This window comes from Pseudoalteromonas sp. NSLLW24, from assembly GCF_015864725.1.
GTDB classification, from domain to species: domain Bacteria; phylum Pseudomonadota; class Gammaproteobacteria; order Enterobacterales; family Alteromonadaceae; genus Pseudoalteromonas; species Pseudoalteromonas arctica.
On sequence record NZ_JADYWQ010000015.1, the window covers coordinates 78,371 to 102,389 of the forward strand.

The 24,019-nt window shown below is 37.1% G+C and carries 25 protein-coding genes; 14 read left to right on the forward strand and 11 right to left on the reverse strand.

Annotated features, from left to right (window positions below):
• The first annotated feature begins 24 nt into the window (after positions 1-24).
• From tusD to I6E72_RS15090, 6 genes are read left to right on the forward strand one after another with little or no spacing between them, the layout of a single operon-like run.
• Positions 25-378: a sulfurtransferase complex subunit TusD gene (gene tusD / locus I6E72_RS15065; protein ID WP_165735216.1), complete on the forward strand. Its 354-nt coding sequence runs from the start codon at positions 25-27 to the stop codon at positions 376-378.
• On the forward strand, positions 375-731 hold the full coding sequence (gene tusC, locus I6E72_RS15070) for a sulfurtransferase complex subunit TusC (RefSeq protein ID WP_002962696.1): 357 nt from the start codon (positions 375-377) through the stop codon (positions 729-731). The genes tusD and tusC overlap by 4 nt, the downstream gene beginning before the upstream one ends.
• Positions 728-994, forward strand: a complete 267-nt coding sequence (locus I6E72_RS15075; protein ID WP_007580209.1) for a DsrH/TusB family sulfur metabolism protein — start codon at positions 728-730, stop codon at positions 992-994. Before tusC ends, I6E72_RS15075 begins: the two co-directional genes overlap by 4 nt.
• A 3-nt stretch (positions 995-997) precedes the next feature.
• Complete coding sequence (locus I6E72_RS15080) at positions 998-1,327, forward strand: TusE/DsrC/DsvC family sulfur relay protein (protein WP_007580207.1); 330 nt, start codon at positions 998-1,000, stop codon at positions 1,325-1,327.
• Positions 1,327-2,013, forward strand: coding sequence for a pseudouridine synthase (locus tag I6E72_RS15085; RefSeq protein WP_197112896.1), 687 nt, complete (start codon positions 1,327-1,329; stop codon positions 2,011-2,013). The genes I6E72_RS15080 and I6E72_RS15085 overlap by 1 nt, the downstream gene beginning before the upstream one ends.
• Complete coding sequence (locus I6E72_RS15090) at positions 2,006-2,443, forward strand: NUDIX hydrolase (protein WP_197112898.1); 438 nt, start codon at positions 2,006-2,008, stop codon at positions 2,441-2,443. The genes I6E72_RS15085 and I6E72_RS15090 overlap by 8 nt, the downstream gene beginning before the upstream one ends.
• 45 nt (positions 2,444-2,488) lie before the next feature.
• Here the strand turns inward: I6E72_RS15090 and I6E72_RS15095 are convergent, their stop codons facing one another.
• Complete coding sequence (locus I6E72_RS15095; RefSeq protein ID WP_101216243.1) at positions 2,489-3,760, reverse strand: sensor domain-containing diguanylate cyclase; 1,272 nt, start codon at positions 3,758-3,760, stop codon at positions 2,489-2,491.
• 360 nt (positions 3,761-4,120) lie between these two features.
• Here I6E72_RS15095 and mnmA point away from each other — a divergent pair, with 360 nt between their 5' ends.
• The 5 genes from mnmA to I6E72_RS15120 all read left to right on the forward strand — a co-directional run bounded on the left by mnmA (position 4,121) and on the right by I6E72_RS15120 (position 9,083).
• On the forward strand, positions 4,121-5,221 hold the full coding sequence (gene mnmA, locus I6E72_RS15100; RefSeq protein ID WP_165722975.1) for a tRNA 2-thiouridine(34) synthase MnmA: 1,101 nt from the start codon (positions 4,121-4,123) through the stop codon (positions 5,219-5,221).
• On the forward strand, positions 5,221-5,823 hold the full coding sequence (gene hflD, locus I6E72_RS15105; protein WP_101216242.1) for a high frequency lysogenization protein HflD: 603 nt from the start codon (positions 5,221-5,223) through the stop codon (positions 5,821-5,823). Before mnmA ends, hflD begins: the two co-directional genes overlap by 1 nt.
• Positions 5,824-5,854: 31 nt before the next feature.
• Positions 5,855-7,225: an adenylosuccinate lyase gene (gene purB, locus I6E72_RS15110; RefSeq protein WP_010552649.1), complete on the forward strand. Its 1,371-nt coding sequence runs from the start codon at positions 5,855-5,857 to the stop codon at positions 7,223-7,225.
• Between the two features lie 88 nt (positions 7,226-7,313).
• A complete protein-coding gene (locus I6E72_RS15115) occupies positions 7,314-8,471 on the forward strand; it encodes a ribosomal protein uL16 3-hydroxylase (protein ID WP_169060879.1) in 1,158 nt (385 codons plus the stop codon).
• Positions 8,472-8,624: 153 nt separating this feature from the next.
• Positions 8,625-9,083, forward strand: coding sequence for a GNAT family N-acetyltransferase (locus tag I6E72_RS15120; RefSeq protein WP_165722978.1), 459 nt, complete (start codon positions 8,625-8,627; stop codon positions 9,081-9,083).
• A gap of 62 nt (positions 9,084-9,145) precedes the next feature.
• Here the strand turns inward: I6E72_RS15120 and I6E72_RS15125 are convergent, their stop codons facing one another.
• From I6E72_RS15125 to I6E72_RS15135, 3 genes are all read right to left on the reverse strand, one after another.
• A complete protein-coding gene (locus I6E72_RS15125) occupies positions 9,146-9,592 on the reverse strand; it encodes a DUF4826 family protein (protein WP_007580192.1) in 447 nt (148 codons plus the stop codon).
• Positions 9,593-9,709: 117 nt separating this feature from the next.
• Entirely contained in the window at positions 9,710-11,113 is a 1,404-nt protein-coding gene (locus I6E72_RS15130) for a M28 family peptidase (RefSeq protein ID WP_101216239.1), read from the reverse strand.
• A gap of 118 nt (positions 11,114-11,231) precedes the next feature.
• Complete coding sequence (locus I6E72_RS15135; protein WP_024589167.1) at positions 11,232-11,624, reverse strand: hypothetical protein; 393 nt, start codon at positions 11,622-11,624, stop codon at positions 11,232-11,234.
• Positions 11,625-11,773: 149 nt separating this feature from the next.
• Between I6E72_RS15135 and I6E72_RS15140 the strand changes: the two genes are divergently transcribed.
• Positions 11,774-12,571, forward strand: a complete 798-nt coding sequence (locus I6E72_RS15140) for a hypothetical protein (RefSeq protein ID WP_101216237.1) — start codon at positions 11,774-11,776, stop codon at positions 12,569-12,571.
• Between the two features lie 6 nt (positions 12,572-12,577).
• Here I6E72_RS15140 and I6E72_RS15145 read toward each other — a convergent pair whose 3' ends face one another.
• A complete protein-coding gene (locus tag I6E72_RS15145; RefSeq protein ID WP_231620565.1) occupies positions 12,578-13,045 on the reverse strand; it encodes a GFA family protein in 468 nt (155 codons plus the stop codon).
• A gap of 411 nt (positions 13,046-13,456) precedes the next feature.
• On the opposite strand from I6E72_RS15145, the gene I6E72_RS15150 reads away from it, so the two are divergent.
• A complete protein-coding gene (locus I6E72_RS15150) occupies positions 13,457-14,293 on the forward strand; it encodes a hypothetical protein (protein WP_197112900.1) in 837 nt (278 codons plus the stop codon).
• Between the two features lie 149 nt (positions 14,294-14,442).
• Positions 14,443-16,290 carry an ABC transporter ATP-binding protein gene (locus I6E72_RS15155; RefSeq protein WP_101216234.1) on the forward strand — a complete coding sequence of 616 codons (1,848 nt, stop codon included), beginning with the start codon at positions 14,443-14,445 and terminating at the stop codon, positions 16,288-16,290.
• 130 nt (positions 16,291-16,420) lie between these two features.
• On the opposite strand, the gene I6E72_RS15160 is transcribed toward I6E72_RS15155, so the two are convergent.
• The 6 genes from I6E72_RS15160 to I6E72_RS15185 all read right to left on the reverse strand — a co-directional run bounded on the left by I6E72_RS15160 (position 16,421) and on the right by I6E72_RS15185 (position 23,958).
• A complete protein-coding gene (locus I6E72_RS15160; RefSeq protein WP_002963227.1) occupies positions 16,421-16,840 on the reverse strand; it encodes an MAPEG family protein in 420 nt (139 codons plus the stop codon).
• Between the two features lie 189 nt (positions 16,841-17,029).
• Entirely contained in the window at positions 17,030-19,417 is a 2,388-nt protein-coding gene (locus I6E72_RS15165) for a tetratricopeptide repeat-containing diguanylate cyclase (RefSeq protein WP_197112908.1), read from the reverse strand.
• A 229-nt stretch (positions 19,418-19,646) separates the two neighbouring features.
• On the reverse strand, positions 19,647-20,756 hold the full coding sequence (locus I6E72_RS15170) for an endonuclease/exonuclease/phosphatase family protein (RefSeq protein ID WP_197112926.1): 1,110 nt from the start codon (positions 20,754-20,756) through the stop codon (positions 19,647-19,649).
• Between the two features lie 281 nt (positions 20,757-21,037).
• On the reverse strand, positions 21,038-21,460 hold the full coding sequence (locus I6E72_RS15175; RefSeq protein ID WP_197112910.1) for a hypothetical protein: 423 nt from the start codon (positions 21,458-21,460) through the stop codon (positions 21,038-21,040).
• 11 nt (positions 21,461-21,471) lie between these two features.
• Complete coding sequence (locus tag I6E72_RS15180) at positions 21,472-22,542, reverse strand: reverse transcriptase family protein (RefSeq protein ID WP_197112912.1); 1,071 nt, start codon at positions 22,540-22,542, stop codon at positions 21,472-21,474.
• 231 nt (positions 22,543-22,773) lie between these two features.
• The gene (locus I6E72_RS15185; RefSeq protein ID WP_197112913.1) at positions 22,774-23,958 is read right to left on the reverse strand and encodes a phosphoribosyltransferase-like protein; all 1,185 of its coding nucleotides are present in this window, start codon (positions 23,956-23,958) and stop codon (positions 22,774-22,776) included.
• Between the last annotated feature and the right edge of the window lie 61 nt (positions 23,959-24,019).

Sequence of the window (24,019 nt, forward strand, 5' to 3'; positions counted from 1 at the left end):
TGGGGCTTTTTTATTGGAATTGTTTTGTCACGTTTTGTTCTTTCATTACATACACCACCATCCGATCACGATACAACGCAAAGGTTAGTTAAGTTTGCGAATGCATGTTTAGCCCAAGGGCACACCATTGATGCTGTTTTTTTATACCAGCAAGGTATTTATCATGCATCTACCCACTTTGATTTATCCTCAGACGAACTTCAAATTTCAGCACTTTGGCAGCAACTCGCCGATCGAAAACTAAATTTAATGCTGTGTGTTACCGCCGCTGAAAAACGCGGGTTAGATATTAAAAACACAGGTGTATTTGCAGTCGCAGGGCTAGCTGAATTTGCAATGCTTGCAAGCGACGCTGATAAATGGGTGCAATTTAAATGATAAACGTATTAGTAATGAGTCAGTGCAGTCCATTTGACGATTTAAATATTCGTGATGCACTTGATATGACATTGATATTTGCTGCCGTTGACCAAAATGTGAGTTGGTTGTTTAGCGGCCCCGCCGTTTTGGCTTTAAAAAAGCATCAACAACCAAACAATATTGGATTAAAAGATTTTTTTAAAAATATTAAAACACTCGAAATTTATGATGTTGAAAACATTTTCGTGTGTGAAAAATCATTGCTTGATTATGGTTTAAATAAACATGATCTACTCATAGAGGCAAAAGCTCTTAACTTTAGCCAACAGCAAACATTAATTAAAGCGCAGCAACATGTGGTGAATTTATGAGTACATTACATATTTTTTCTAAGCCGCTTAACTATTATTCGGCAAATCAGCTAGAGAACTTAATTTTATCAGACGATAACGTGCTACTTGTTGGTGATGCCTGCTTTGCAAAAAAACAATTTAGGCAATTTGCAGATACACTGTTAATACTTGAACAAGACGCGCAAGTACGTGCAATAAAATTAACAGATAACGATAAAGCCATTAGCTATGAAGACTTTGTAGCACTCACTTTATCAACTAATCAATCAATTACGTGGTAACTCATGCTTGAATTTAACAACCAACAGATTGAAACCGACAAACAAGGCTACTTGCTTGACCATACTTTGTGGTCAAAGGAGCTTGCACCTGTAATTGCTATCCAAGAAAACATTACCCTTAGCGTTCAACACTGGGAAGTCATTAACTTTGTTCGTGATTTTTATATTGAATATAACACCAGCCCAGCAATTCGGATGCTTGTAAAAGCAATGGCAAAAGCACTCGGTGAAGACAAAGGAAACAGCCTTTATTTATATAAATTATTCCCTAAAGGCCCTGCTAAGCAAGCAACAAAAATCGCCGGATTACCAAAACCAGCTAGGTGCATATAATGAGATCTAAATCAGGCAATAATCAAGTAACTGAATCCAAGCCAAAAAGAAGTACAGGCCGTACTTATTCACGCAGTGCACTTAACAAAACGCCATCTGGTAAAAGAGAAATAAAGCCGCAAATAGCATCTAAAGACAGAAAAATTGTGTTATTCAACAAGCCGTTTGATGTGCTATGCCAATTTACAGATGACGCAGACAGAAAAACTCTCGCTGAATTTATACCTATTAAAGAAGTTTACGCAGCAGGAAGATTAGACAGAGACAGTGAAGGTTTATTACTTTTAACAAACTGTGGAAAATTGCAAAACACCCTAACGGCACCTGATAAAAAGACGAATAAAACCTACTGGGCACAAGTTGAGGGTGAACCAACAAGCGAATCAATTAATGATTTATGTAATGGCGTAGAACTTAAAGACGGGCTTACACTCCCCGCTAACGTTAAAATAATTGATGAACCTACAATTTGGGCGCGTAATCCGCCTGTACGCGAGCGAAAAGCAATCCCGACTACTTGGTTAAGTATTACCATTAACGAGGGTAAAAACAGACAAGTTCGCCGAATGACCGCGCATATTGGCCACCCTACACTTCGCCTCATTCGTTATAGCATTGGCAACTATACCTTGGATGATATTAATTGTGGTGAATACAAAGTAATTAAGGGCGTAGTTGATGCATAAACCGCATGTCACGGTTGCAGCAATAGTAAAAAAGCAAAATGAGTTTTTACTTGTAAAAGAGCGCGATAAATTTACAAAGCAAATTTGTTACAATCAACCTGCGGGTCATTTAGAGCAAAATGAGACACTTGCACAAGCTGCAAGCCGAGAGTTGCTTGAAGAAACAGGCTTAGCGCTTGAGCCAGTCGGCTTTTTAGGTGTGTATAATTTGCATGCCGAAAATGGAGTGCACTATTTACGATTCTGCTTCTTATTTAAAGCGCCTGATAATATAAAAGCGCCAACGCCAATAGATACCGACATTATCAGCGCTAACTGGTATACATTAGAGCAAACAAAATCACTACCGCTTAGAAGTCCTTTAGTATTGAAGTGTATTAACGACAGCCTGAATCGACCAGTATTAAGCCTAGAAACTATTTATAATTAGCTATATTGGGGAGTAGCTTAAATAAAATAATTAACTCTATTTTATTTACTCGGAGCTTAGCGCTATACAGTTACGCCCTTGTTTTTTAGCATAATATAGGGCGTTATCAGCGGCTTTTACAAAGCTGATTTCATCACTATTTGTATAGTCACTGATGGTATTAATACCCATACTTATAGATAAAAATCCGGTAAAGCTATCCTGGTGCGCAATAGCTAAGTTTTCTACGGCTTTTTGTATTTGCTCAGCTATAAACAACGCCCCTTGCCTATCGGTTTGAGGTAATAAAACAACAAACTCCTCTCCCCCATAGCGAGCAACAAAATCTTCTGGGCGACTAACCGTTGAAGCAATTGTTTGAGCCACATCATATAAACACGTATCGCCCGCTACATGCCCATACCGGTCATTAAATTGTTTAAAATGGTCAATATCGATAATAATCATCGATAGCATGCCTTCGCATTCTTTTGCTCGTTCGTACTCATGCGTTAGTTTTTCATCAAACCGACGCCTATTTGCAATCTTGGTTAATGCATCCAAAAAGGCCATATCCCTAAGTATATCCTCTGCTTCTAAACGCTCTGTAGCATCATTAAAAACAGCTAAAAACTCTTCGCCTATATCAATCCCTGAAATTTCCATCATCACTTGTGAACCATCACGACATGAAACTCGATAGTTATTTGCGGGTATATCGTTATTATTATTCAGCGCCTTTTCAAGTGAGTCTTGCCACAGATCTTTTACAAGTGCTCTATATTGCGGATCTGGATACGCTTTTTCCCACCACGATTTAAGATTAGGTACATCCTCTACTGTATAACCAAAAACATCTACAAAGCGTTGATTAACTTTCAAAATATCACCCGTTTTGGCACACACATTACATACCGGCATTGGCAAAACGGTAAATAATCTAGCGTAATGACTTATCTCATGTTTGCGCATAGGGTTGAGCGTACTTTGAGGTAAGTAACTCATTGGCATATCACTTTTTTCAATACTAAGCTTTTCGTCCATTTCTAAAGCAAAATACCATTCAAGCCACCAATGCTCTACACGCTCAAGCACCTTTAGCTCAATGTTCTTTTTAGCGGTTGAGCCCTTAATTAAGCTAAATAACTCATGTACATGATTTGGTTCTTGGAAAATGTGAGGGTTTTTGAGTTTTATTAACTCATAAAAAAGGTGATAGGCTGACTTTTTAAACTCTGTCGTTTTACTGGAGAGTAATTCACTATCCACAAAATCAGATTCGTTTGTGTAGTGTTCAACTAAAGAATTTATCTTGTTTATTTGATAGGCGTAATTCATATATTCATTCCATTGACTATATATCAAGCGACTTAAAGTGGTTTACATTCATATACTCACCACTATTTTTATTTTATTAAGTGTATATTTACTCTAGTAGTTTTAAAAGAAAATACTATTAATAAAACTCAATAACTACATGAATTATTCTATAGTCTTAATTTATTAGTAAAGATCACTTTAATATTACTAAAGTTACAGCCTGATAACGCGCTTAAGTCTAGTTTGCTATTTGTTATATAAATAAAATACTGACTAATTCCCCTCTTTGCGCCCTTAGTCTCTTTAAGCACAAACAAAATACATGCTATAATCGCGGCCTTTCCAAGTTAACAGCAATCTGTATAAGCGAAATTATTCATGAGCGAAAATAGTCACATTAAAGTCATTGTTGGCATGTCCGGCGGTGTTGATTCTTCTGTATCTGCATATTTATTACAACAACAGGGCTACCAAGTAGAAGGCCTGTTTATGAAGAACTGGGAAGAAGACGACAATGATGAATACTGTGCTGCCGCTGATGACTTAAAAGATGCACAATCAGTGTGTGATAAGTTAGGCATTGAACTTCACACAGTAAACTTTGCAGCAGAATACTGGGACAACGTATTTGAGTACTTTTTAGCTGAGTACAAAGCAGGTCGTACACCTAACCCAGATATAATGTGTAACAAAGAAATTAAATTTAAAGCCTTTTTAGAATTTGCTGCTCAAGCACTCGGTGCTGACTTTATTGCAACGGGTCACTATGTTCGCCGTGAGCTTCGCGATGACAAATACGTAATGTGTCGCGGACTTGATAACAATAAAGATCAAAGCTACTTCTTATATACTCTAAGCCATGAACATATTGGCCAAACGTTATTCCCTGTAGGCGATATCGAAAAACCAGAAGTACGCCGCATAGCAGAAGAACAAGACCTAATCACTCACGATAAAAAAGACAGTACAGGTATCTGCTTTATTGGTGAGCGTAAATTTAAAGACTTTTTACAAAAGTTCTTACCAGCACAACCTGGCGTTATCGAAGACACAGACGGTAATAACGTAGGCGAACACGAAGGCTTAATGTACCACACACTTGGACAACGCAAAGGCTTGTTAATTGGTGGAATGAAAGAAGGTTCTGGTGAGCCTTGGTACGTAGTAGATAAAGACCTTGAGCGAAATGTACTTATTGTGGGCCAAGGTAAAGATCACCCTCGCCTATACAGCAACGGTCTTAACGCAAACCAACTTCACTGGGTAGACCGTATTGGCCCTAAAGGCACAACTCGCTGCACAGTAAAAACGCGTTACCGCCAAGAAGACTTAAGCTGTACCCTACTTGTAGGTGAAGACGGCATGGCCCGCGTATTGTTCGACGAGCCACAAAAAGCAGTGACGCCTGGTCAATCTGCCGTATTTTACGCAGAAGATATCTGTTTAGGTGGCGGTATTATTGATTCGGTGATTAAGTAATGAATGAACACCAAGTCATGGCGCTTGCCGCCATGTGCCAGGCTGCTAAACAAGTTCAAAAAATTGCCCAATATGGCAACAATAACGAACATGATTTAGAAATATTACTTTCAAGTATTATTCAAACATCTCCGGCATCGCCAGAAGATGTTTACCAAGGTACTGACAACTTACGTGATGGTTACAAAACATTAATGGCGCAGCTAACCGCAGGCGCTCAAAAAGATGTTGAAATTGTAAAGTACGTAGGTGGTTTAATGCAGCTTGAGCGAGCACTAAGTGCAAACGGCAAAAGCTTAAACGAATTAGGTAAACGAATTGATGATATTCATCGTCGTTTAGACCACTTTGCTATTACCGATGAGAGCGTTGTTGCCGGTTTAGCAGATATATACTCGTCGGTGCTGAGCCCCCTTGGGCACCGAATACAGGTTTATGGCAAACCCGAGTTATTAAAACAGCAGCTCACTCAAAATAAAATCCGTGCGTTATTATTAGCCGGCATTAGAAGTGCAGTATTATGGCGACAAATGGGCGGTAAACGCCGTCACTTTTTCTTTGCAAAAAGAAAAATACTCGCTATTGCTAAAACAAAAATTTAACTATCGTTCAAACTAAAATTTAGGAGTTATTATGGAGCTTTCAGCGTTAACGGCTATCTCTCCAGTGGATGGTCGCTACGGCAGCAAAACCACTGAACTACGCAGTATTTTCAGCGAATTTGGCTTAATCAAATACCGCGTAATTGTTGAAGTGCGTTGGTTGCAAGCGTTAGCTGCAGCAAGCGATATTAAAGAAGTACCTGCATTTAGCGAAGAAGCTAATGCACTTCTAAACGCCATTGTAGATAACTTCAGTGAAGCTGATGCACAACGCGTTAAAGATATAGAACGCACTACAAATCACGATGTTAAAGCGGTTGAATACCTACTAAAAGAAAAAGTAGCCGATAACAGTGAGCTTCATGCAATAAACGAATTTATTCACTTTGCTTGTACTTCAGAAGATATTAACAATCTATCTCATGGTTTAATGCTAAGCGAAGCGCGTAAAAATGTTTTACTTCCTTATTGCGATGAACTTTTAAGCGCAATTAAAGCTAAAGCAATTGAATACAAAACAATCCCAATGATGACTCGTACGCACGGACAACCTGCTACACCATCAACTATGGGTAAAGAGTTTGCTAACGTATATATGCGTTTAAAGCGTCAACGCGGGCAAATTGCACAAGTAGAGATGCTAGGTAAAGTTAACGGTGCTGTAGGTAACTACAACGCACACCTTAGCGCATACCCTGATTACGACTGGCATACACATGCAGATAAATTTGTATCAAGTTTAGGCTTAACACTAAACCCATTTACTACACAAATTGAACCGCATGACTATATTGCAGAATTGTTTGACGCAATTGCACGTTTTAACACTATATTGTTAGATTTTGACCGTGACATGTGGGGTTACATTGCCCTTAATCACTTTAAACAAAAAACAATTGCTGGCGAAATTGGCTCATCAACAATGCCACATAAAGTTAACCCAATTGATTTTGAAAACTCAGAAGGTAACTTAGGTTTAGCAAACGCTATTTTTGCTCATCTTGCACAAAAATTACCCGTTTCTCGCTGGCAGCGTGACCTTACTGATTCAACCGTATTGCGTAACTTAGGTGTAGGTATGGGTTATGCGATTATTGCATACCAATCAACACTTAAAGGTGTAAGTAAGCTTGAAGTAAACGAGCAACGTTTAGCTGACGAGCTTGATCAAAACTGGGAATTGCTAGCCGAGCCGATTCAAACAGTTATGCGTAAATATGGTATTGAAAAGCCATACGAAAAACTTAAAGATTTAACACGCGGCAAACGTGTAAATCAAGAAATAATGGCTGACTTCATCGATGGTTTAGACCTTCCAGAGCACGCTAAAGTAGAAATGAAAAAACTAACACCTGCTAATTACATTGGTCGTGCTGTTGAGTTTATTGATGATTTAGTTTAAAAACTAAATTGCTCTTTTAAAAAGCGAAAGGATCATCCTTTCGCTTTTTTTGTTTTAACCCCATTGCACTAACTAGTAGGCATAATGTATGTATCAATTAAAAATAAATAATTTGTCTGAGCAAGAGTTTTTAAGCCATTTTTGGCAAAAAAAGCCGCTTTTAATCAAACAAGGTTTTGCTAATTTTCAAGACCCGCTTGATGCTAATGAACTTGCCGGCCTAGCAATGGAAGAAAGCATAGAGTCACGTATTATCACCAATCATAAAAATGACTGGCAAACGCACCAAGGTCCATTTGAAGACTTTGAGCAGTTAACCGACGATCACTCTACTTTACTCGTGCAAGCAGTTGATCACTGGCATAGCGATGCTGCACAACTACTAGAGCCATTTAGGTTTATTCCCAACTGGCGCATAGATGATTTAATGATCAGCTATTCAACGCCTAATGGTGGTGTTGGCCCACATTTAGACCAATATGACGTATTTATTATTCAAGGCGAAGGTAAACGTCATTGGCGCGTAGGCTTACCCGACCCAACACTTAAGCAGTTTGCTCAAAACAAAAAATTACTGCAAGTAGAAGCATTTGAAGCCGTAATCGATTGCATATTAGAGCCTGGCGATATTTTGTATATTCCACCAGGGTGCCCTCACGAAGGTTACGCTGTAGAAAACGCACTAAATTATTCAGTTGGTTTTAGAGCGCCAAATCAACAAGATTTATTGTCGAGCTTTGCCGATCATATTATTGATACCGAAAGCGGACAAAAACGTTATACCGATCACAACATCACACTAAGAAAATCAAAAGGTGAACTTACAAACCTTGAAGTTGATAAAGTTAAAACACTGATGGCGGCACTTTTAGAAAATGACGATTTATTTAAACAATGGTTAGGCTCAACGCTTAGTCAGCCAAAACATGAAATGGATTTAGCACCAGTAGAACCCCCATTTACACCTGAGCAAATAAGCGATGATTTAAGTGATGAAGAAGCTGTGTTTGAGCGTTTAGGTGGCACGCGTGCTATTTATCAGCAGCTCGATACCGAAGTGTTATTAAGTGTAAACGGTGAAAATTACGCTATGCCATTAACTGACTTAGCGGCGGTAAAACTACTTACCGATAATACTGAATTTGAAAGTTCAGCATTAAATTTAACAAACCCAAGTTTAGTTTTTACTCAAACTTTTACTACACTTGTTAATGAGGGGCTTTGGTTTAATATAGACCAAGAGTAATAATACCAATTTTATTAATAATGGTGAGCATTTTGCAGCGTAAAATATTATGTATACAGGTCAGTTAAATTTTTAATTTTCACCTGATATTGGCTTAAATAATTTTGCTGTGATTGCTTACTCATTTTAATTGGCTATCAATAGGAGTTTGCAATGGGCTATCTGGTTGATAAGGTTGAGTGGGATATAAAAAAAGATATGCTACAAAAAATTCGAGAGCGAGTTTTTGTTTACGAGTTACATATCCCCAAGCACATCGAATTTGATAGCCTAGATAAAATTGCATCACATGTACTTGTTACAGACGATGCAAACTGCCCTATTGCAACAGGTCGGCTGTGTACAGATGGCTTAATCGGCAGAATAGCTGTATTACCCGAGCACCGTAATCGCAAAGTATATAAATCGCTTCTCAACTTTATTGTTGAATTAGCTTCCAACCAAGGTATAGAAGAAGTAAGCATTAATTGTATTTTAAATGAGGTAGAGCGTTTTAAGCGAAATGGCTTTATTCAGCAAGGAAATGTTTTTATGGAGGCGGGAATTCCTAGGCAACGTATGCAATGCTCTGTTTCGGCGTTTAATACAACCCCCTTCACACTTGTCCATTAGATAAAGAAAAGGGCAATAAATAAGCTATCACCCTCTACATTGTTACTTAACCCAAACTGTAGTTACTTTGGTTCATTTGCCCACAGCGGTTCATTATCATACATTTCGTACAAGCCATGTGCTCTATTTATAAGTAAGTTAGCAAAATCTACCTGCGTTTTATCACGCGCGCCTGTACTCATAATTTGATCCGCTTTTAATTGCCACTGCAAAGAAAAATAACGCATTGCATCGCGAGCATCTGTAGCTGCACTTACTTCAGCATGATCTGTAGGTAAGCGCCCTGTTACTACCCAATATGTTTTACCGTTTTGGGCTTTAAATTTCCACATTGCACAAAGTGGTGCTAAAAATCGGCTGTCTTTATCAACTACTGATTTTGGCATAATGCCCTTTTCGGCTAAATGTTTTTGCGCTGCTTGAAAACATTCGCGTTGCCACTGCATTCTTTGCTCATCAGTTATAACTTGCTCTTTTGCTGTTAACGGCTTTTTTTCTTGTTGTTGCATTTTTAATAACCTTTTACTTCTTTTTTAACACTCTAAGGGCTTAGTAAATAAGGTGCAAGTATAAAAAGGTCGTTTGCACCTTAAAGCGCTCTGTTTGCTGTGTTTTTAGCCAAACTATTATTTTATATTGTGATCAAACGAACCTACATCACCCGGAAAAACTACTGGAGACTCAATACCGTCTTTACTAACAGAGGCTACACCAAAGTAATAATTATCAATCACTACGTTTTTAAGTGTGTACTGTGAAACCTTACCAACGTATTTACTAAACTGCCATTGCGGCTCGCTCGTGTAACGCCAATAAATTTTATAGCCAGCAATATTTTCATCACTGCTTTGTTGCCATGAAAACGACGTATCAGCTGTAACAGCGCCCTTTATTTTAACTTCTTTTGGCGGTGCGGGTGCCCACGCCATAGACGCCATCGTTACCGCATTAAGTGAAGTTAACTTAGCCGTATAATCAAAATCAACACCTTCAATGGTATCGCCATACTCAACACCATTTTCAGTGCGTAAATCTTGATGCTGACGATCGTAGTGCTCGTTAGTTTCCATAATACGCACTGCTGCAAAACCTGCATCATTAAATGGGCGATGATGCCCACCACGACCAAATCTATCTAATCGATATACAAGCATTGTATCTAAATTAGGAATGTATCTGTCAGCAATAGTATCTATGTAGCGAGCTAAATTACGACTCGCAGAATCGACTTCACCACCTGTAAAGCGCCGAGTATTAGCTTGCTCTTTTGTTTCTACAACACGGGTACCTTCTGAAAATATACGTGCAGTCGTGTTATTAGTTACCCCATTAATACCAGTAATATTGCCAATCATATCGTTGTTTAAAACGCCATGAACTTGCCAGTTATGCTTTTGTGCATAAGCCGTTAATATTTTTCCGCCAAACAAGCCCTGCTCTTCACCCGAAAGCGCAGCGTAAACTACCGAACCATTAAACTTGTATTTACTTAAAACACGAGCAGCTTCTATTACTCCTGCCACGCCCGATGCATTATCGTTAGCACCCGGTGAATCACTCGTAAAGTCCATAACATCACTTACACGTGAATCTATATCACCCGACATCATCACCATGCGATTCGGCTCGCTCGACCCACGTTGAATAGCCACTATGTTAACCACTTCAACAGGATTAGGAATGCGTTTTTCGCCCGATATAGTGTCCTTTACTTCAATAATTTCCAGACAACCACCACACTGCACAGATATTTTTTCAAATTCTTTTTTTATCCAACGCCTAGCCGCACCAATACCTCGCGTATCCGATTTAGTCTCTGAAAGCGTATGGCGAGTACCAAAATCCACCAGCGTTTGAATGTCACTACCGATACGGGTAGCCGACACTTCACTTGCTATATCGTGTAACTTTTGTTGGTCGGTATATTGTAATTGCGTTTCACCATGTGCTGATAATGCAAGTGTGCAAGCGCCTGCAATTGCAGTAAATTTGAGTAACGTTGTTGTGATTTTCAAAGGTGTTTTAAGCATCTATTAGCTCCTAATTATTATAGTGTAACCATTACTTAACTAAGATTTTATGGCAATACATTTGAGGTAGATGTAGAAAGGAGCACGCTAAAGCGCAGTTATAGTAATACTTAGAGAGTTAATTGAGTCGTACAATCAACATAATACCGGTCATAGGAATTAACCCAAACATCCACAGCTTTATTCCTAAAATATATTTTTTAAAGCTCCCTTTATTTATACAAGATCTAACTCTACTTCTATAACCGTTAAAATCACCCAAAATTAAAAACACAATTCCAATTACGATTGCGTAAAATAAAGCACCAATAAGTAAAGGGTTTTGCTTAAAAGTACTGATTATTTTATCTAAGTAGTGAATGTCAAACGTCATAGCTAAAAGAAAACTATATACAGTAGATATCATGGCTAACAATGCTGCAGCATTGATGGCCGTATTTTTATTTCTTGAGTCTAATTTTTTCATCCACTGAGCACACACAAAATGAACAGCGCAAATAAATGTTCTCATTTTCAATCCTTGAATAACGTCTAACTAATTAATTGCTAATACAATATTATATTTTGAGGTTAAATTACAAACCTTGTTACACAATAATCTATTAAAAAATGTGTTTTTCGTGGCACACTGTCATTGTTTATATATTAATAGTTTAAGTTATGCGTCAGCTAAAAGAAGATACAGTTAAAAGTAACCTTATTGAGTCGCAGCAAAGTGCATACGGCCCCGTATGCGTGTATCAAAATAAAGAATACCGGTGGTTAACGCTTGCACAAAAAGCCAATGAAGACATTACAATTCAAGGCGTTATGAACCTTATACACCCTGAGCAAGTAATAGTACCGGTAAACCAGTGTATGATGTTATTTTTACTTAAACCGGTAGATACACTAAATATATTAAATCTAGGTTTAGGCACTGCAGGGTTTGAGCGAATTATGTATCACTTGCAAAGTAGTACGCCTTACATAAACACCATCAATACATTTAACACGGTAGAAATAAACCCAAACATTGCCTTAATTGCTGCCCAGCACTTTAAGTTACCAATTAAGCACAGCACCTATTTACAATGCGCCGAACAATATATTACCCAATGCACTGATCACTTTAACGTAATCACTATCGATATTTTTAGTGGTGAATATCACCAGCCTTTTTTAACCAGCGATAGCTTTTGGCAAAATATAAATAGCTGCAGTGAGCAAAATACGCAAGTAATCATTAATTTAAACCCACAAACTGGCCAAGAGCTGCAAATGCTTTTAGTACTTTTAAGGCAACATTTTAAGTGCTTAGCGATAATAGAGTTTAACGAATACAAAAATATAGTGATCATACTAAGCCAGCAAACATTAATGCACATAAACGTTGATGAAATACAAAACTCACCGGTGTTTATAAATTTTGCGCCAAACCTTTATAAAAGTATTAACAGCATTTACCACATTGAATAAAACGCGTTACCGCCCAGGTTCATGTTTTTCATAGCACGGTAAGCTTGTTTCTAGCTGCTCCCAGTTAGCTTTAGACGTAACAAAGTTATGCGATAAAACCTGCTCAGTAATATCGGTATCGAATATTCCTAAACGAATTCGTATTCTGCTTTTGTCATCATTGTTGCTACTGTAAACCGGCGAGCCGCAACATTTACAAAAGTAACGAGTGCGCCCTGGTTTAAAACTAAATTCACTCAGCTGCTCTTGTCCTTTAGTTATTATAAAGTCCTCAGTATTTACAAAGCCATTTGTTGCAAATGCAGTCCCGCTGTTTTTTCTGCACAATGAGCAATGACAATGGATAATAGTAGGGCGTGTTGTTCTTTGGTGGTTGAATTTGCAGCAGTGTGTTTGGTATTTAGGCAAGGCAGAGCCTATGATATGTGGTTGTTCCCCATACATAGGCGATAACGCAGCATAGATGCCAAACATGCGCTGCCCTTTGGGTTCTTTCTAGGGACGATTGACTCTTTGTTGCTCGGTTTTTACTTAGCCCACTAGGTTACAAACCTTGCGCCGCGATTAAATCGCCCCTAGATTGAACAAATTTCAATCCATAAAGATCAACACGCCCTAGTTATACTGCCCGACACTTCAACCCTTACCTCACCACACAAACACGAACCCGTATACATAAAACGTCCTAATAATTTAAACTCAGCTAAAGCTTGCCGAGCTGATTGAATGCAAAGGTTATATTACATTTTCAAGCTCTATCAAACCATACCTATTGCTTTAATGATTGACATAAAAACATTAAATTGGTTACATAACTCTCAATAAAAACTATAGCCAAAATTTAAATTGGTTAACCAAATATCAATAATATTACGAGATCCAATTATGCATTTTAAACACACGTTACTTTTATGTTTGTTAAGCACGCTAGCGTCGTGTTCAACCATTTCTAAAAACACGTCGAGCGATTGGCTGCTTATTGATGATTTTGAAAATTCACTTAACAATTGGCAAAGTGTCGATACGCAAAATGAAACTAAACCACAGGTTAAAAATCCACAAATAACAGTTATACAACCAGAACAAGCATCTGCATCAACAAATCATTATTTACTAAAAAAGCCTGCACGCGATGGTATTGTCGGCAATCGCAAAGCGCTTTCTTATACAAAACTTCCACAAGCGGTTGAAGTTGGTGACACCTACACATTTTATATGCGTATAAACGTGGCTGCTTTTCCTAATAACCATGCTTTTGGATTAAGCAACCTCACGCCAGAGCTAATTAATAAACATGCGTACGATGCGTTTGAGCCTACACTTCGCGTAACCGATAAAACAGAATCAAACGGGCTTGTAAATGATGGCGCATTAATGGTTAAAACCGGCAATGGGTATAGCAACATTCAAAACTACACAACCAAACAATCGGCCAAGCCACTGCTAACAAACACCTGGTACGACGTATGGTACGTTGTTAATAACGCAGCAGCCTCAGAGCAAGGTCAGCAATATGATGTTTACGTAAAAGGTGGTGAATTTAGCAAGCAAACACTGGTGTATAAAAATGCACAATTTAGAATAAAGCGCGAACAACCTCTTATATATTTTTTAGCAAACTGTAATACAGGCCCAATTAAAAAGCCTTACGGAAATGGTGGCCTCAGATATGACGATTTATACATGAGCAAAGGTACAAACCTAAATAACCCAATGCTATAAAGTCAGTGAAGTGTTTTTAGGTGTTCTTTTATACATAAGTTTATATTAATAACGCTCTAGCATATTCACAATTAATACCTTACAAACCTGCATTTAAAAATACTTAAATGGTATAATAGCCACCATTATTTGCCATTTAAGTTTTTAAAATGTATCGATTATTTGAAAAAATGACAAAAGCATTTCCTGAGGATCAACCTACTCAGCCGCCTTCTACTTTATTTGCTTTTTGTCGTCACTACACCAAAGGAATGGAACTGTCGTTGGTGCTAATGTCAATCAGCGCCGCCATGCTCGCTATTTTAGAGGTTTCTTTATTTAGCTATATGGGGCAGCTTGTTGATTGGTTAACGGCCTACACACCCGAAACCTTGTTTGTAGAGCAAAAGTCAGAACTTATCAAAATGGCTGTTATGCTCTTACTGGTATTGCCCGTAGTCGTATTTTTTCATTCTGCTATTTTGCACCAAGCATTACTGGGCAATTACCCTATGTCGATTCGCTGGTTAGCGCATCGTTATTTACTGCGCCAAAGTGTGAGCTTTTATCAAAATGAGTTTGCAGGAAGAATAGCCACCAAAGTATTACAAACCTCTTTAGCCGTTCGCGAAACAGTGACCAAACTACTCGATGTATTAATGTACATAGTGGTTTATTTTGGCTCAATGGTCTTTTTAGTTGCCGAAGCTGATTGGCGCTTAATGATCCCTTTACTGGTTTGGTTAGTTTTATACATTTGTGTACAGCTTTATTTTGTACCTCGCCTTAAAAAAATTGCCAGCTCACAAGCTGATGCGCGCTCAGAAATGACCGGTCGAATTGTTGATAGCTACACAAATATTTCTACTATTAAATTGTTTTCGTATACCCAGCGTGAAGAGCAATACGCAAAACAAAGCATGGATGTATTTTTACAGCCTGTGTACAAACAAATGCGCTTGGTAACCAGCCTAAACTTTGTTATTCAAAGCTTAAATTATTTATTAGTATTTTCAGTTACCGCTGTATCACTTTATTTATGGTCGCTTAGTGCAATTAGCGCAGGTGCCATTGCAGTTGCTGTTAGTTTAGCGCTTAGATTAAACGGTATGGCGCAGTGGATCATGTGGGAAATAAGCAGCTTGTTCGAAAACATTGGCACCGTAGCCGATGGCATGAAAACACTGTCTAACCCTATTGAAGTTGCCGATAAACAAAATGCCGATACGCTTAACGTAAGCCAAGGTGCCATTGAGTTTAACAATGTACACTTTAACTACGGAAAAGCTGCAAACGAGACTAATCGAAGCCCAGTAATGGACGGTTTAAACTTAAACATTAAGCCTGGCGAAAAAATTGGTTTAGTCGGCCGCTCTGGTGCAGGTAAATCAACACTTGTTAACTTGTTACTGCGTTTTTACGATACCGACTCAGGAACAATAAAAATTGATGGGCAAAACATCACTGACGTTAGCCAAGAAAGCCTACGCCGCTACATAGCGATGGTTACGCAAGACACTTCCCTGCTTCATCGCTCAGTAAAAGACAATATTTTGTATGGTCGCCCCGATGCAACGCAAGCTGAGATGATCAACGCCACCAAACAAGCCAAAGCACTTGAGTTTATAAACGACTTGGTAGATAGCAAAGGCAACAAAGGCTTTGATGCTCAAGTGGGCGAACGCGGTGTTACTCTTTCGGGCGGTCAGCGCCAACGTATTGCTATTGCACGTGTGCTACTTAAAAATGCACCCATACTTATACTCGACGAAGCCACCAGCGCACTCGACTCAGAAGTAGAAGCAGCAATTCAGGCAAGCCTTGATGATTTAATGACAGGCAAAACAGTAATCGCGATAGCGCATAGGCTCTCAACCATTGCACAAATGGACAGATTAATTGTACTTGATGACGGCGGCGTAGTTGAGCAAGGCACTCATGAAGAACTAATCGCTAAGGGCGGGATTTACGCAGCCCTGTGGACACATCAAACAGGCGGGTTTATAGGCGTCGATTAGCCATTAATATTACCTTACTGTAGACGTGGTTTATATTCTGCTGCTACCTAAACAAAAAAGCGAAGATGCCTTAAAGGCTCTTCGCTTTTTTGTTTAAAGTTATAAATAGAGTTTATAACTTTTTTATAAATTAAGAGATTAGTCTTAACCCTATCATTATCAGCATAACCACATTAGCAAGTACGCCGATTAAAAAAAAGTAACTACGCGGGCTTGGGTTTTTCTCCGTTGCTATAGCGTAGTACAGCGCCATGTGAATTAAACGCGCAATTAAGTACACCCAAATACACATAGCAAAAATCGGGCTTTGATAATTAATTACAAACGCAAATAACACCGTACCTATAAATAATGCGCTGTTTTCAAGCGTATTATGAAACGTACGATGCGCTCTAAATATAAAGCTATCGTGCGATAAATCCTCGTCAATTTTACCTGGTACAGCATTTGGCTCTTTAGCTTTGCTAAACGTAGCCACAGCCCACTGTACAAGCAACATAATTAAATAGAGGTAAAAAGCCAAATAGGCCGAAAGTGCAACTTCAGTCATTACTAAATCCCTTATTTTGTTTTTTAACTTAGTTTAGAATGCAATTTTAAAGCCTAAGTTAATACACTGATATTTAAAGGGTTAATTTAATAAGCCTGATTACATGTGTAAGTAACTCACGACGTTGTATAAAGTTTACTTGTTATGATTTTAAAAATAACATCAAAACTGAGCTGTATACTGCTGGATTTACTCCGATCTAAAAAGCTTAAACTCTTCAAACGCACAATCCCACAACACAACTTGATTACGACCCAAAGACTTAGCCTCATAAAGTGCTAAATCGGCCTGTTCAATTAACTCAGAAGGTGTTCTGGCTTTAAATTTAATAGACGTAACCCCAAAACTACACGTAACAGGAATATCATCAAATATCGCTTTTTCTACTTTAATACGAATAGCTTCAGCAATACGTATTGCTTGCTCTTGAGTCGTATTGGGTAAAATAATACAAAATTCCTCGCCACCAAAACGGGCAACGCTATCGCTCGTACGTATATTGGCTTGTAAAAGACTGGCAACGCCACAAAGTACGGTGTCGCCAATGCTGTGCCCATAAGTATCGTTAACACTTTTAAAATGGTCAATATCGACCATTAAAATACAATATTCTTCAATCTGAGGTAAATTCAAAAAGTCGCGATTCATAATCTCAAATAAAATGCGGCGGTTATAACAATTGGTTAAAGGGTCTCTCGCGGCCAAATAGTCTAACTCTTCATTACGTTTTTTAGAGGCAATAAAGCTTCGATAAACCAATAAAACAATAGCTAAACAAGCGGCTAATAAAAATGCGAGCGCAATACTCGCGTATTTGTTTTTTGCAAGCTCTAGCTCTGATATAACCCTAGCTTGGCCTGATATTTCAATTTCATTGTTTTTCTTTTCAAGCTCAAGTTGATGGAGTTTTTCTTTTTCTCTTAACGTCTCCAGCTCTATTTCCATTTTGTGAGAATGCAAATGTGCTTTTTCAAGAGCAAGCTTACTTTCGTCTCTTTCGTATTGAATGATTCCGGTCAGGGCTATTTCTTCTTCCGCGTAACGTAGTGATTCATTTATTCGTCCACGCTGTTTTTCTGCTATTCGAATTTCACGATAAGCGTATAGCATATGTAACTTATCATCTATTTCGGTTGATAAAGCGAGTGACCTTTTTAGTAAAGAAATCGCCTCATTTGTATCAATACCAATTAAAATCGCCGCAAGCGCTGTTAGCGACTTTATCTCATAAAGCTTACTGCCCGTTTCTCTGGCGAACGACAACGACTCTTTGTAATACTCTATAGCCTTGTTTTTATTCCCTTGGGCACGATAGATATTAGCAATAATACGCGCTGTTATAGAAATGTAGGATGTAAGATTTTTGGTTTTATAAGTTACGTAAGCTTTCTGAGCAAATTTCATCGCTGATTCTAAGTCGCCAGACTCATAGTTAATAACAGCCATTTCTCTTAAGGCCGACGCGAGCGTTTTTTCCTCGACCACACCTTTTGGTAAATCAATGGTTATTTGATAGAAAATCTCGGCCTGATCAAACTGCTTTAATCGTGTGTATAGCAGCCCCATTTGATTGGATGTTTTAGCAATCCCAAGCACGTTATTTACTTTTTTATAATATAAATATGCCTCATTTATATGCTTAAGTGATTTTTCATAAAGGTTGATATGTCGATAAATAATACCAGCACCTAATAATGCTTTAGCCAAGCCCACAGGATCGTCAATTTCTTTATGTATTTCTAATGCACGAGTGCTGTAATCAAGGGCTAAAACTAAGTTGTCTAAATAGCGCTGCGCTTCTGCTAGTGTATTTAATGTACGCGCCATCAACTTTAAATCATCTAAATTAGTATATATCTCTAAAGCTTTGGTATAAAAATGAGCTGTTTGCTCTCTATTTTCAAGGCGCTTATACGACTGAGCTAATTTTTTATACGTTTCACCTAACTGTTTTTGTATTTGTTCGTCTTTATTTACAAGGTATTTTAAAGCAGATGAATATTGCGTGATCGCGTCATTGTATTTTTTTTGTTCATAAAACGAATCCCCCTTTGTTAGGAGTACTTGTGCTATAAAAAACTCATCGCCATACACAAGCGTTGTTGGTAATAAAGTTTCAATGCGGTTAGCAAGTTCGTCATAACGTTTTTCATCTGATAATATTTTTATATAATTAATAGACGCCTTTATTTGGTTGCGTGAATCATTTAATTTACTGTAATAAGCCGAGGATTGTGAAAAATGATGAAGCGACTCATTAATATTGTTATTTTTTTTATTCGCTTTACCTAATAAGTTATGTAATTTTGCGCTGAGTAACGTGTCATCAGCACTTTGCGCTTGTAACAACAACGCCTTACTTAGTTCGATACTTGTTATAACGTCAGTATCCATAAGTAATTCGGCTCTTTTTAGCAGCCCTGCATTAGATTCATTGATTAAACTGTATGAGGTGGTTTCTTGCGCGTAAGCGCTACTTAAACTAATAAACAAAGCAAAAAGCAAAGCTTTCACTAACAATTTAGAATTATAAATTCGATTTACGAAGAAAGTGTGTACTTGCGAAGTTAAGTCCATCTTTCGCGTGTGATACGAGTAAGTGTAAAATTCCATATTTACCATTTTAGTGATTTGTTATTAATTTAATGCAAAAATTCTGGCGATAAAATATACACATAAAGACTGCAGGTCAAGTTTCGCTGCAATATGGGTAATTGTTAATTTATGATTTTAGCATAATTATGCATATTGCAGCTTAATTCTTTTTTAGCTTAATCGTACGCTGTAAGTTATTAAATGAGAAAACCTAGCTTCTTAGTTTAAGGGTAACCAATACAACACCGTGGTCGGTAGTTAAATCATCACGCTCATACTCGGGGTTTATTAAGTGCCTGTCGTAAGTGTTATAAGCGCTTACTTCAAAAAAGCTGTCATCGTAACTAGCGTCAAACTCACACGACAATAAAATGTAATCAAGCACAGAGCTGCTCGCGCCATAATAATGTGTTGGCGGCCTTAACGGTGCTGTCTTTGTTATATTTATATTTTTTACTTGGCTTTTATCCGCTGAATCAACAATCTCGCTGTTATTGCGATCACAATCACTTTGTTCATCGTTTGTTATTGCTTCATCGCTAAAAACCTCATCATTACTTAGCTGCGACTTAACAAACAAATCCCATGAATCATTTAGACAATATTTAGCTAAGTAGGTTTTAGCATCAAACGCAGGTGCAAAGCGTAGCGTACTCGTCAGTAAATGGCTTAATACGCCATCCGCAAGTTCATTATTGAAGTCCCCCATTAATAGCATGGGTTGTTGCGTAGCTTCGCGGCGAGTAATCATCTGTATCATTAGCAATGTAGCTTCACTGCCACGCTGAATAGTTGAGCCCCACCCTCCTGCTACATTTGCTTTTAAAATCTCAATTATGTTTTGCTCGGGCGCTAGCTCTTTGTTGTGTTCATCAACATTAATCATCGGGCGCTTAGATTTAAAATGCACCACATAACAATCAGTATTGCCTATGTGCGGCAAAGTAACGGTCGCTCTCAATACCTTACGACTAAAAGTAAACTCACTATTAAGGCCAAGCGTACTTGCAAGCTCACTATCATGCTCAACCGCTGCTACTTCAACTATGGGATATTTAGAGGCAATTGCTACCACGGGGCGTTTATAAATAAAGTCATCAATCACCTCGGGCGTATCAACTACTGCAAAGTAATTATAGCCTTGCTCAGCAACTAGCTTTTTTAACGAATCAATACTAAACACTTCCTGAAAACCAATCACATCAGGCGCATGTTCTGTTAAGTAATCAGCAATCCAACGCTGCTTTTTAGCCCACTGTTGCGCGGTATAAATTTTCTCAAACTCATAATACGCATTGGGTGGCTCAAGATAGTTAAACAGGTTAAATGTAGCTATTTTTAGTTGGGTGTTTTTAACGAAATGAGCAACGTTGCTTTCTGTGCTTGTGTTTATTTGATTAGTTAATTGAACTAATCGTTGTATTTTAAATTCAATTTTTTGGATAAAATTAGCCTAACTAAAATGTAAGGTATGTAGACTATACCTGTTAATTTACTATTTTTGATGATGTGTAAAGTACTGTTGAATCAACCCTATATTTAGTAGGAATATCAACAACTTAAAAGACAATGTATTTTACAATTAAGTAATTCACAAAAATACTAACCCTGACAACAACTTGCCAATTCAAACCTTAGCATTTTTATGTTTTCCCTCAATTGAATAGACCAATCGGCTAGCTCTACACCATCTTTTTTTGACTGAACCAATTTGAATACAGCCTCTAAACTATCCTCTAAAGGCTTTGGAGCTGAACCAGATTCAAAAAGAAGTTGCAACTTTATGGAAGAACCTCGTAGCTTATATGTCCAGTCATTTATATCTTCATTTTTTGGATTTTGTAAAAGTATATTAAGAATCTCGATAGATGCTTTGTGTTTTTCAGCCAAACGCCACTTATCTAGTTCGCGTTTACCTGTTAACTTATGGGTTAGATAAGCAATAAAAATACTTGAAAAAGCTGTAAGAATTGTTCCAAAAATACCACCAGCCAAAAATGCCGTTAAAAAAGTTGGTTGTTCCATGAATACTTCCTTTAATTAAAAAACAAACCTTTAGTTTGAATAAAATTTCTTAACTCCGACTCTCGGCTAAGCCCGAAGCTTTCTTCGACACTTTTAGCATGATTTATTTTACCAAATAACTCCTGAATCATACCAAATACTGAAGTGAATTCTCTATGTCGCATATGTTCAACAAGTCCATACTTTTTAAGTCCATAAATATGACAATCTATATCATTCTTATATCTTTTAGACAATTTTAAAGTTTCTCCTCCAACATTTATTCCAAGCACAAATTTTGGAGTGCTTGACGAAATAAATTTTATTTTATCTCTATTCAGCTCGAAGTTGTGATACTTTAGAATCTTAACTACTGATAATTTCAAATCCAAAAATTCTTGTCTACTCAAATCATTGAATGATGAAAATGTTATATCGTCAGCATATCTTGAATAAATTAAATTATTTTTATGCGCTAATCTTTGTAATTTACAATCAACATCAAAGAAGACTAAATTTGAGAGACTTGGGCTTGTTGGTGCTCCCTGAGGTAATACTCCAAAATTATCATTTTCCGAATTTGGATGCGTACACAATCGAGCCATTGCATAAGATGAGGAACCACTATATTTTAATTTTATCAATGACTTGTAAACTAATAACTCGTTGATGTTGCCAAAGAAGTCTGATATGTCGAATTTAACTAAAGATTTTGCCCCTAAATGCTCACTTGCACATTTTACTATAGAAGCTCCTTTATGATATGAAAAACATCTCCAATGAACGGGGATTTTAGATAGGACTTGTTGATTTATGGTTCTTTGAACCAACTTTAATCTTTGATTCGGTTCTTTTATTTCCCTATTCCCTAAATTTTTCCTAATGAAAAAAATTTTATAAGGGTTTTCTTTCCTTGTCATTATGTCGTGTAGAAAAAAATAATCCACGCCCGTCAAATGGCTAATATGGTTCAATCCATGAATATAAGTACGATTATTGAACTTTTGACTATTCGATTCTGAAATAATATTTTCGAGGAAAGTTAAGTCTATATTTTTACTTAGTCCGGTGGCTATATAAGAGTGAGTAGAGTTAATCGTCATGATAATACCTATAGTTTTATCTTTTAATCTTTAGACTTTAGACTTTACGACGACGAAGTCATCGCACTAGGAGTAAAGTCGTTTAAAACTGACATATGTTTACCTAATTCAAAATATTTAAAGATATTAAATATTTGAAAGTAAAACTTCCCACATAAAGTCCGAAACATCTCGAAAGATGCCAAGCCGAAATACGGCAAGAACACTAAAATCAAGTACAATTAACACTACTCATCGATTAGGGTAATAAAAACTTTCATTAATATCAATACCTTTGTTACTTATGCATAACGCACTATATTCGTTCTTTGTACGATTTGTAATTGATACGTTGTTACCTTGAACTTTTAAAATATCCAAACCAACACAGATCTTGATGTACTGTTTTAAGTGTACTTTTTCTATTTTTGTTAACTTAATTAAGTTAGCTAAGGTAGTGATTTCAAGACTAATCATTATTTTAAGTAAGCTTCTAAGAGCCTGTTTCATATTTTTAGTGTTTTTAGATGATGATAACTCTACTATCAATGATCTTGGAATACCTCTACTAGGAAACAAAGCTTTCCACTGATTCGGTAGCATCAACAAATTTTCATCTTTTCCTTTATATATTTTAATATTTTTATGTAAGATAGAAGGCATGTTATTTGGTGCTGAGTGTTCAAAGAAAACTTTGACAAAAGAATCTTTAAAGCCTAACGGGTATAATTCGTTTTTGTTCGCATATCTTTTACATAGCTGAATGAATTTCGAACTATTTAGTGAGTCATAAAATGTAGGGCACTTATTTATTTTTATTATTTTGACTAAATTCTTATTTATGTTTTCAGATAAAAAAGTAATACCTTTATTTGTAGCCATATAACTTAAAATATATATTTTGATTACTCCACTAGATACCCAGCTTTTTATTGTTTTATGTTTATAGACAAAGTTAAAAAACTCTAATGTTCTCTTCCCACTTCCAATGACATCATCTACTAAAATTATAGCTTTCACTTTTTCTGCTCTCATGCAGGAAAGTGATGGAGTATTATAAGTTTTAGTCTTTTGATTGTGTTCTAAAACCACCGACTTACCATAACCTCGCCTTAATCTTGTTACTAAATTCGATGTTATCGCTTCACTACCTAAAGGTTCGTTTGGCATATTAAAAACCGGGTTCTTACTTTTATCAATAAGGTCAAAATAAGAAACTTCATCTTTAGAAACTTCTCTAACTGGAATAATTGAAACTTTTTCTTCATCTTTTATGATTTTTTTAATCTCACTGGTAAGATCATCAATTACACTACTAGTCTCTATATAAATCAATTCATCAATCAAGTCCCTAGCATCAGTCCTATCTTCCGGATTAAATTGTTCTATCCAACTTTGGCATGAAGGTAAATTAGATTTCTTTATGCTACTCACCATACTTCTCACATCTAAATTTTGGCTATTTATTATAAAATGTATATAACTAGCTCTTTTAAAC

Excerpts from the sequence above, each read along its gene's own strand:
- I6E72_RS15160 (WP_002963227.1), bottom strand. The coding sequence starts at position 16,840 with ATGACTGAAGTTGCACTTTCGGCCTATTTGGCTTTTTACCTCTATTTA.
- purB (WP_010552649.1), top strand. The coding sequence starts at position 5,855 with ATGGAGCTTTCAGCGTTAACGGCTATCTCTCCAGTGGATGGTCGCTAC.
- I6E72_RS15175 (WP_197112910.1), bottom strand. The coding sequence starts at position 21,460 with ATGGAACAACCAACTTTTTTAACGGCATTTTTGGCTGGTGGTATTTTT.
- I6E72_RS15155 (WP_101216234.1), top strand. The coding sequence starts at position 14,443 with ATGTATCGATTATTTGAAAAAATGACAAAAGCATTTCCTGAGGATCAA.
- I6E72_RS15075 (WP_007580209.1), top strand. The coding sequence starts at position 728 with ATGAGTACATTACATATTTTTTCTAAGCCGCTTAACTATTATTCGGCA.
- I6E72_RS15115 (WP_169060879.1), top strand. The coding sequence starts at position 7,314 with ATGTATCAATTAAAAATAAATAATTTGTCTGAGCAAGAGTTTTTAAGC.
- I6E72_RS15135 (WP_024589167.1), bottom strand. The coding sequence starts at position 11,624 with ATGAGAACATTTATTTGCGCTGTTCATTTTGTGTGTGCTCAGTGGATG.
- I6E72_RS15090 (WP_197112898.1), top strand. The coding sequence starts at position 2,006 with ATGCATAAACCGCATGTCACGGTTGCAGCAATAGTAAAAAAGCAAAAT.
- I6E72_RS15120 (WP_165722978.1), top strand. The coding sequence starts at position 8,625 with ATGGGCTATCTGGTTGATAAGGTTGAGTGGGATATAAAAAAAGATATG.
- I6E72_RS15095 (WP_101216243.1), bottom strand. The coding sequence starts at position 3,760 with ATGAATTACGCCTATCAAATAAACAAGATAAATTCTTTAGTTGAACAC.
- I6E72_RS15150 (WP_197112900.1), top strand. The coding sequence starts at position 13,457 with ATGCATTTTAAACACACGTTACTTTTATGTTTGTTAAGCACGCTAGCG.
- I6E72_RS15125 (WP_007580192.1), bottom strand. The coding sequence starts at position 9,592 with ATGCAACAACAAGAAAAAAAGCCGTTAACAGCAAAAGAGCAAGTTATA.
- I6E72_RS15140 (WP_101216237.1), top strand. The coding sequence starts at position 11,774 with ATGCGTCAGCTAAAAGAAGATACAGTTAAAAGTAACCTTATTGAGTCG.
- I6E72_RS15085 (WP_197112896.1), top strand. The coding sequence starts at position 1,327 with ATGAGATCTAAATCAGGCAATAATCAAGTAACTGAATCCAAGCCAAAA.
- hflD (WP_101216242.1), top strand. The coding sequence starts at position 5,221 with ATGAATGAACACCAAGTCATGGCGCTTGCCGCCATGTGCCAGGCTGCT.
- I6E72_RS15165 (WP_197112908.1), bottom strand. The coding sequence starts at position 19,417 with ATGGACTTAACTTCGCAAGTACACACTTTCTTCGTAAATCGAATTTAT.
- I6E72_RS15080 (WP_007580207.1), top strand. The coding sequence starts at position 998 with ATGCTTGAATTTAACAACCAACAGATTGAAACCGACAAACAAGGCTAC.
- tusC (WP_002962696.1), top strand. The coding sequence starts at position 375 with ATGATAAACGTATTAGTAATGAGTCAGTGCAGTCCATTTGACGATTTA.
- I6E72_RS15185 (WP_197112913.1), bottom strand. The coding sequence starts at position 23,958 with ATGGTGAGTAGCATAAAGAAATCTAATTTACCTTCATGCCAAAGTTGG.
- I6E72_RS15145 (WP_231620565.1), bottom strand. The coding sequence starts at position 13,045 with ATGTTTGGCATCTATGCTGCGTTATCGCCTATGTATGGGGAACAACCA.
- mnmA (WP_165722975.1), top strand. The coding sequence starts at position 4,121 with ATGAGCGAAAATAGTCACATTAAAGTCATTGTTGGCATGTCCGGCGGT.
- I6E72_RS15130 (WP_101216239.1), bottom strand. The coding sequence starts at position 11,113 with ATGCTTAAAACACCTTTGAAAATCACAACAACGTTACTCAAATTTACT.
- I6E72_RS15180 (WP_197112912.1), bottom strand. The coding sequence starts at position 22,542 with ATGACGATTAACTCTACTCACTCTTATATAGCCACCGGACTAAGTAAA.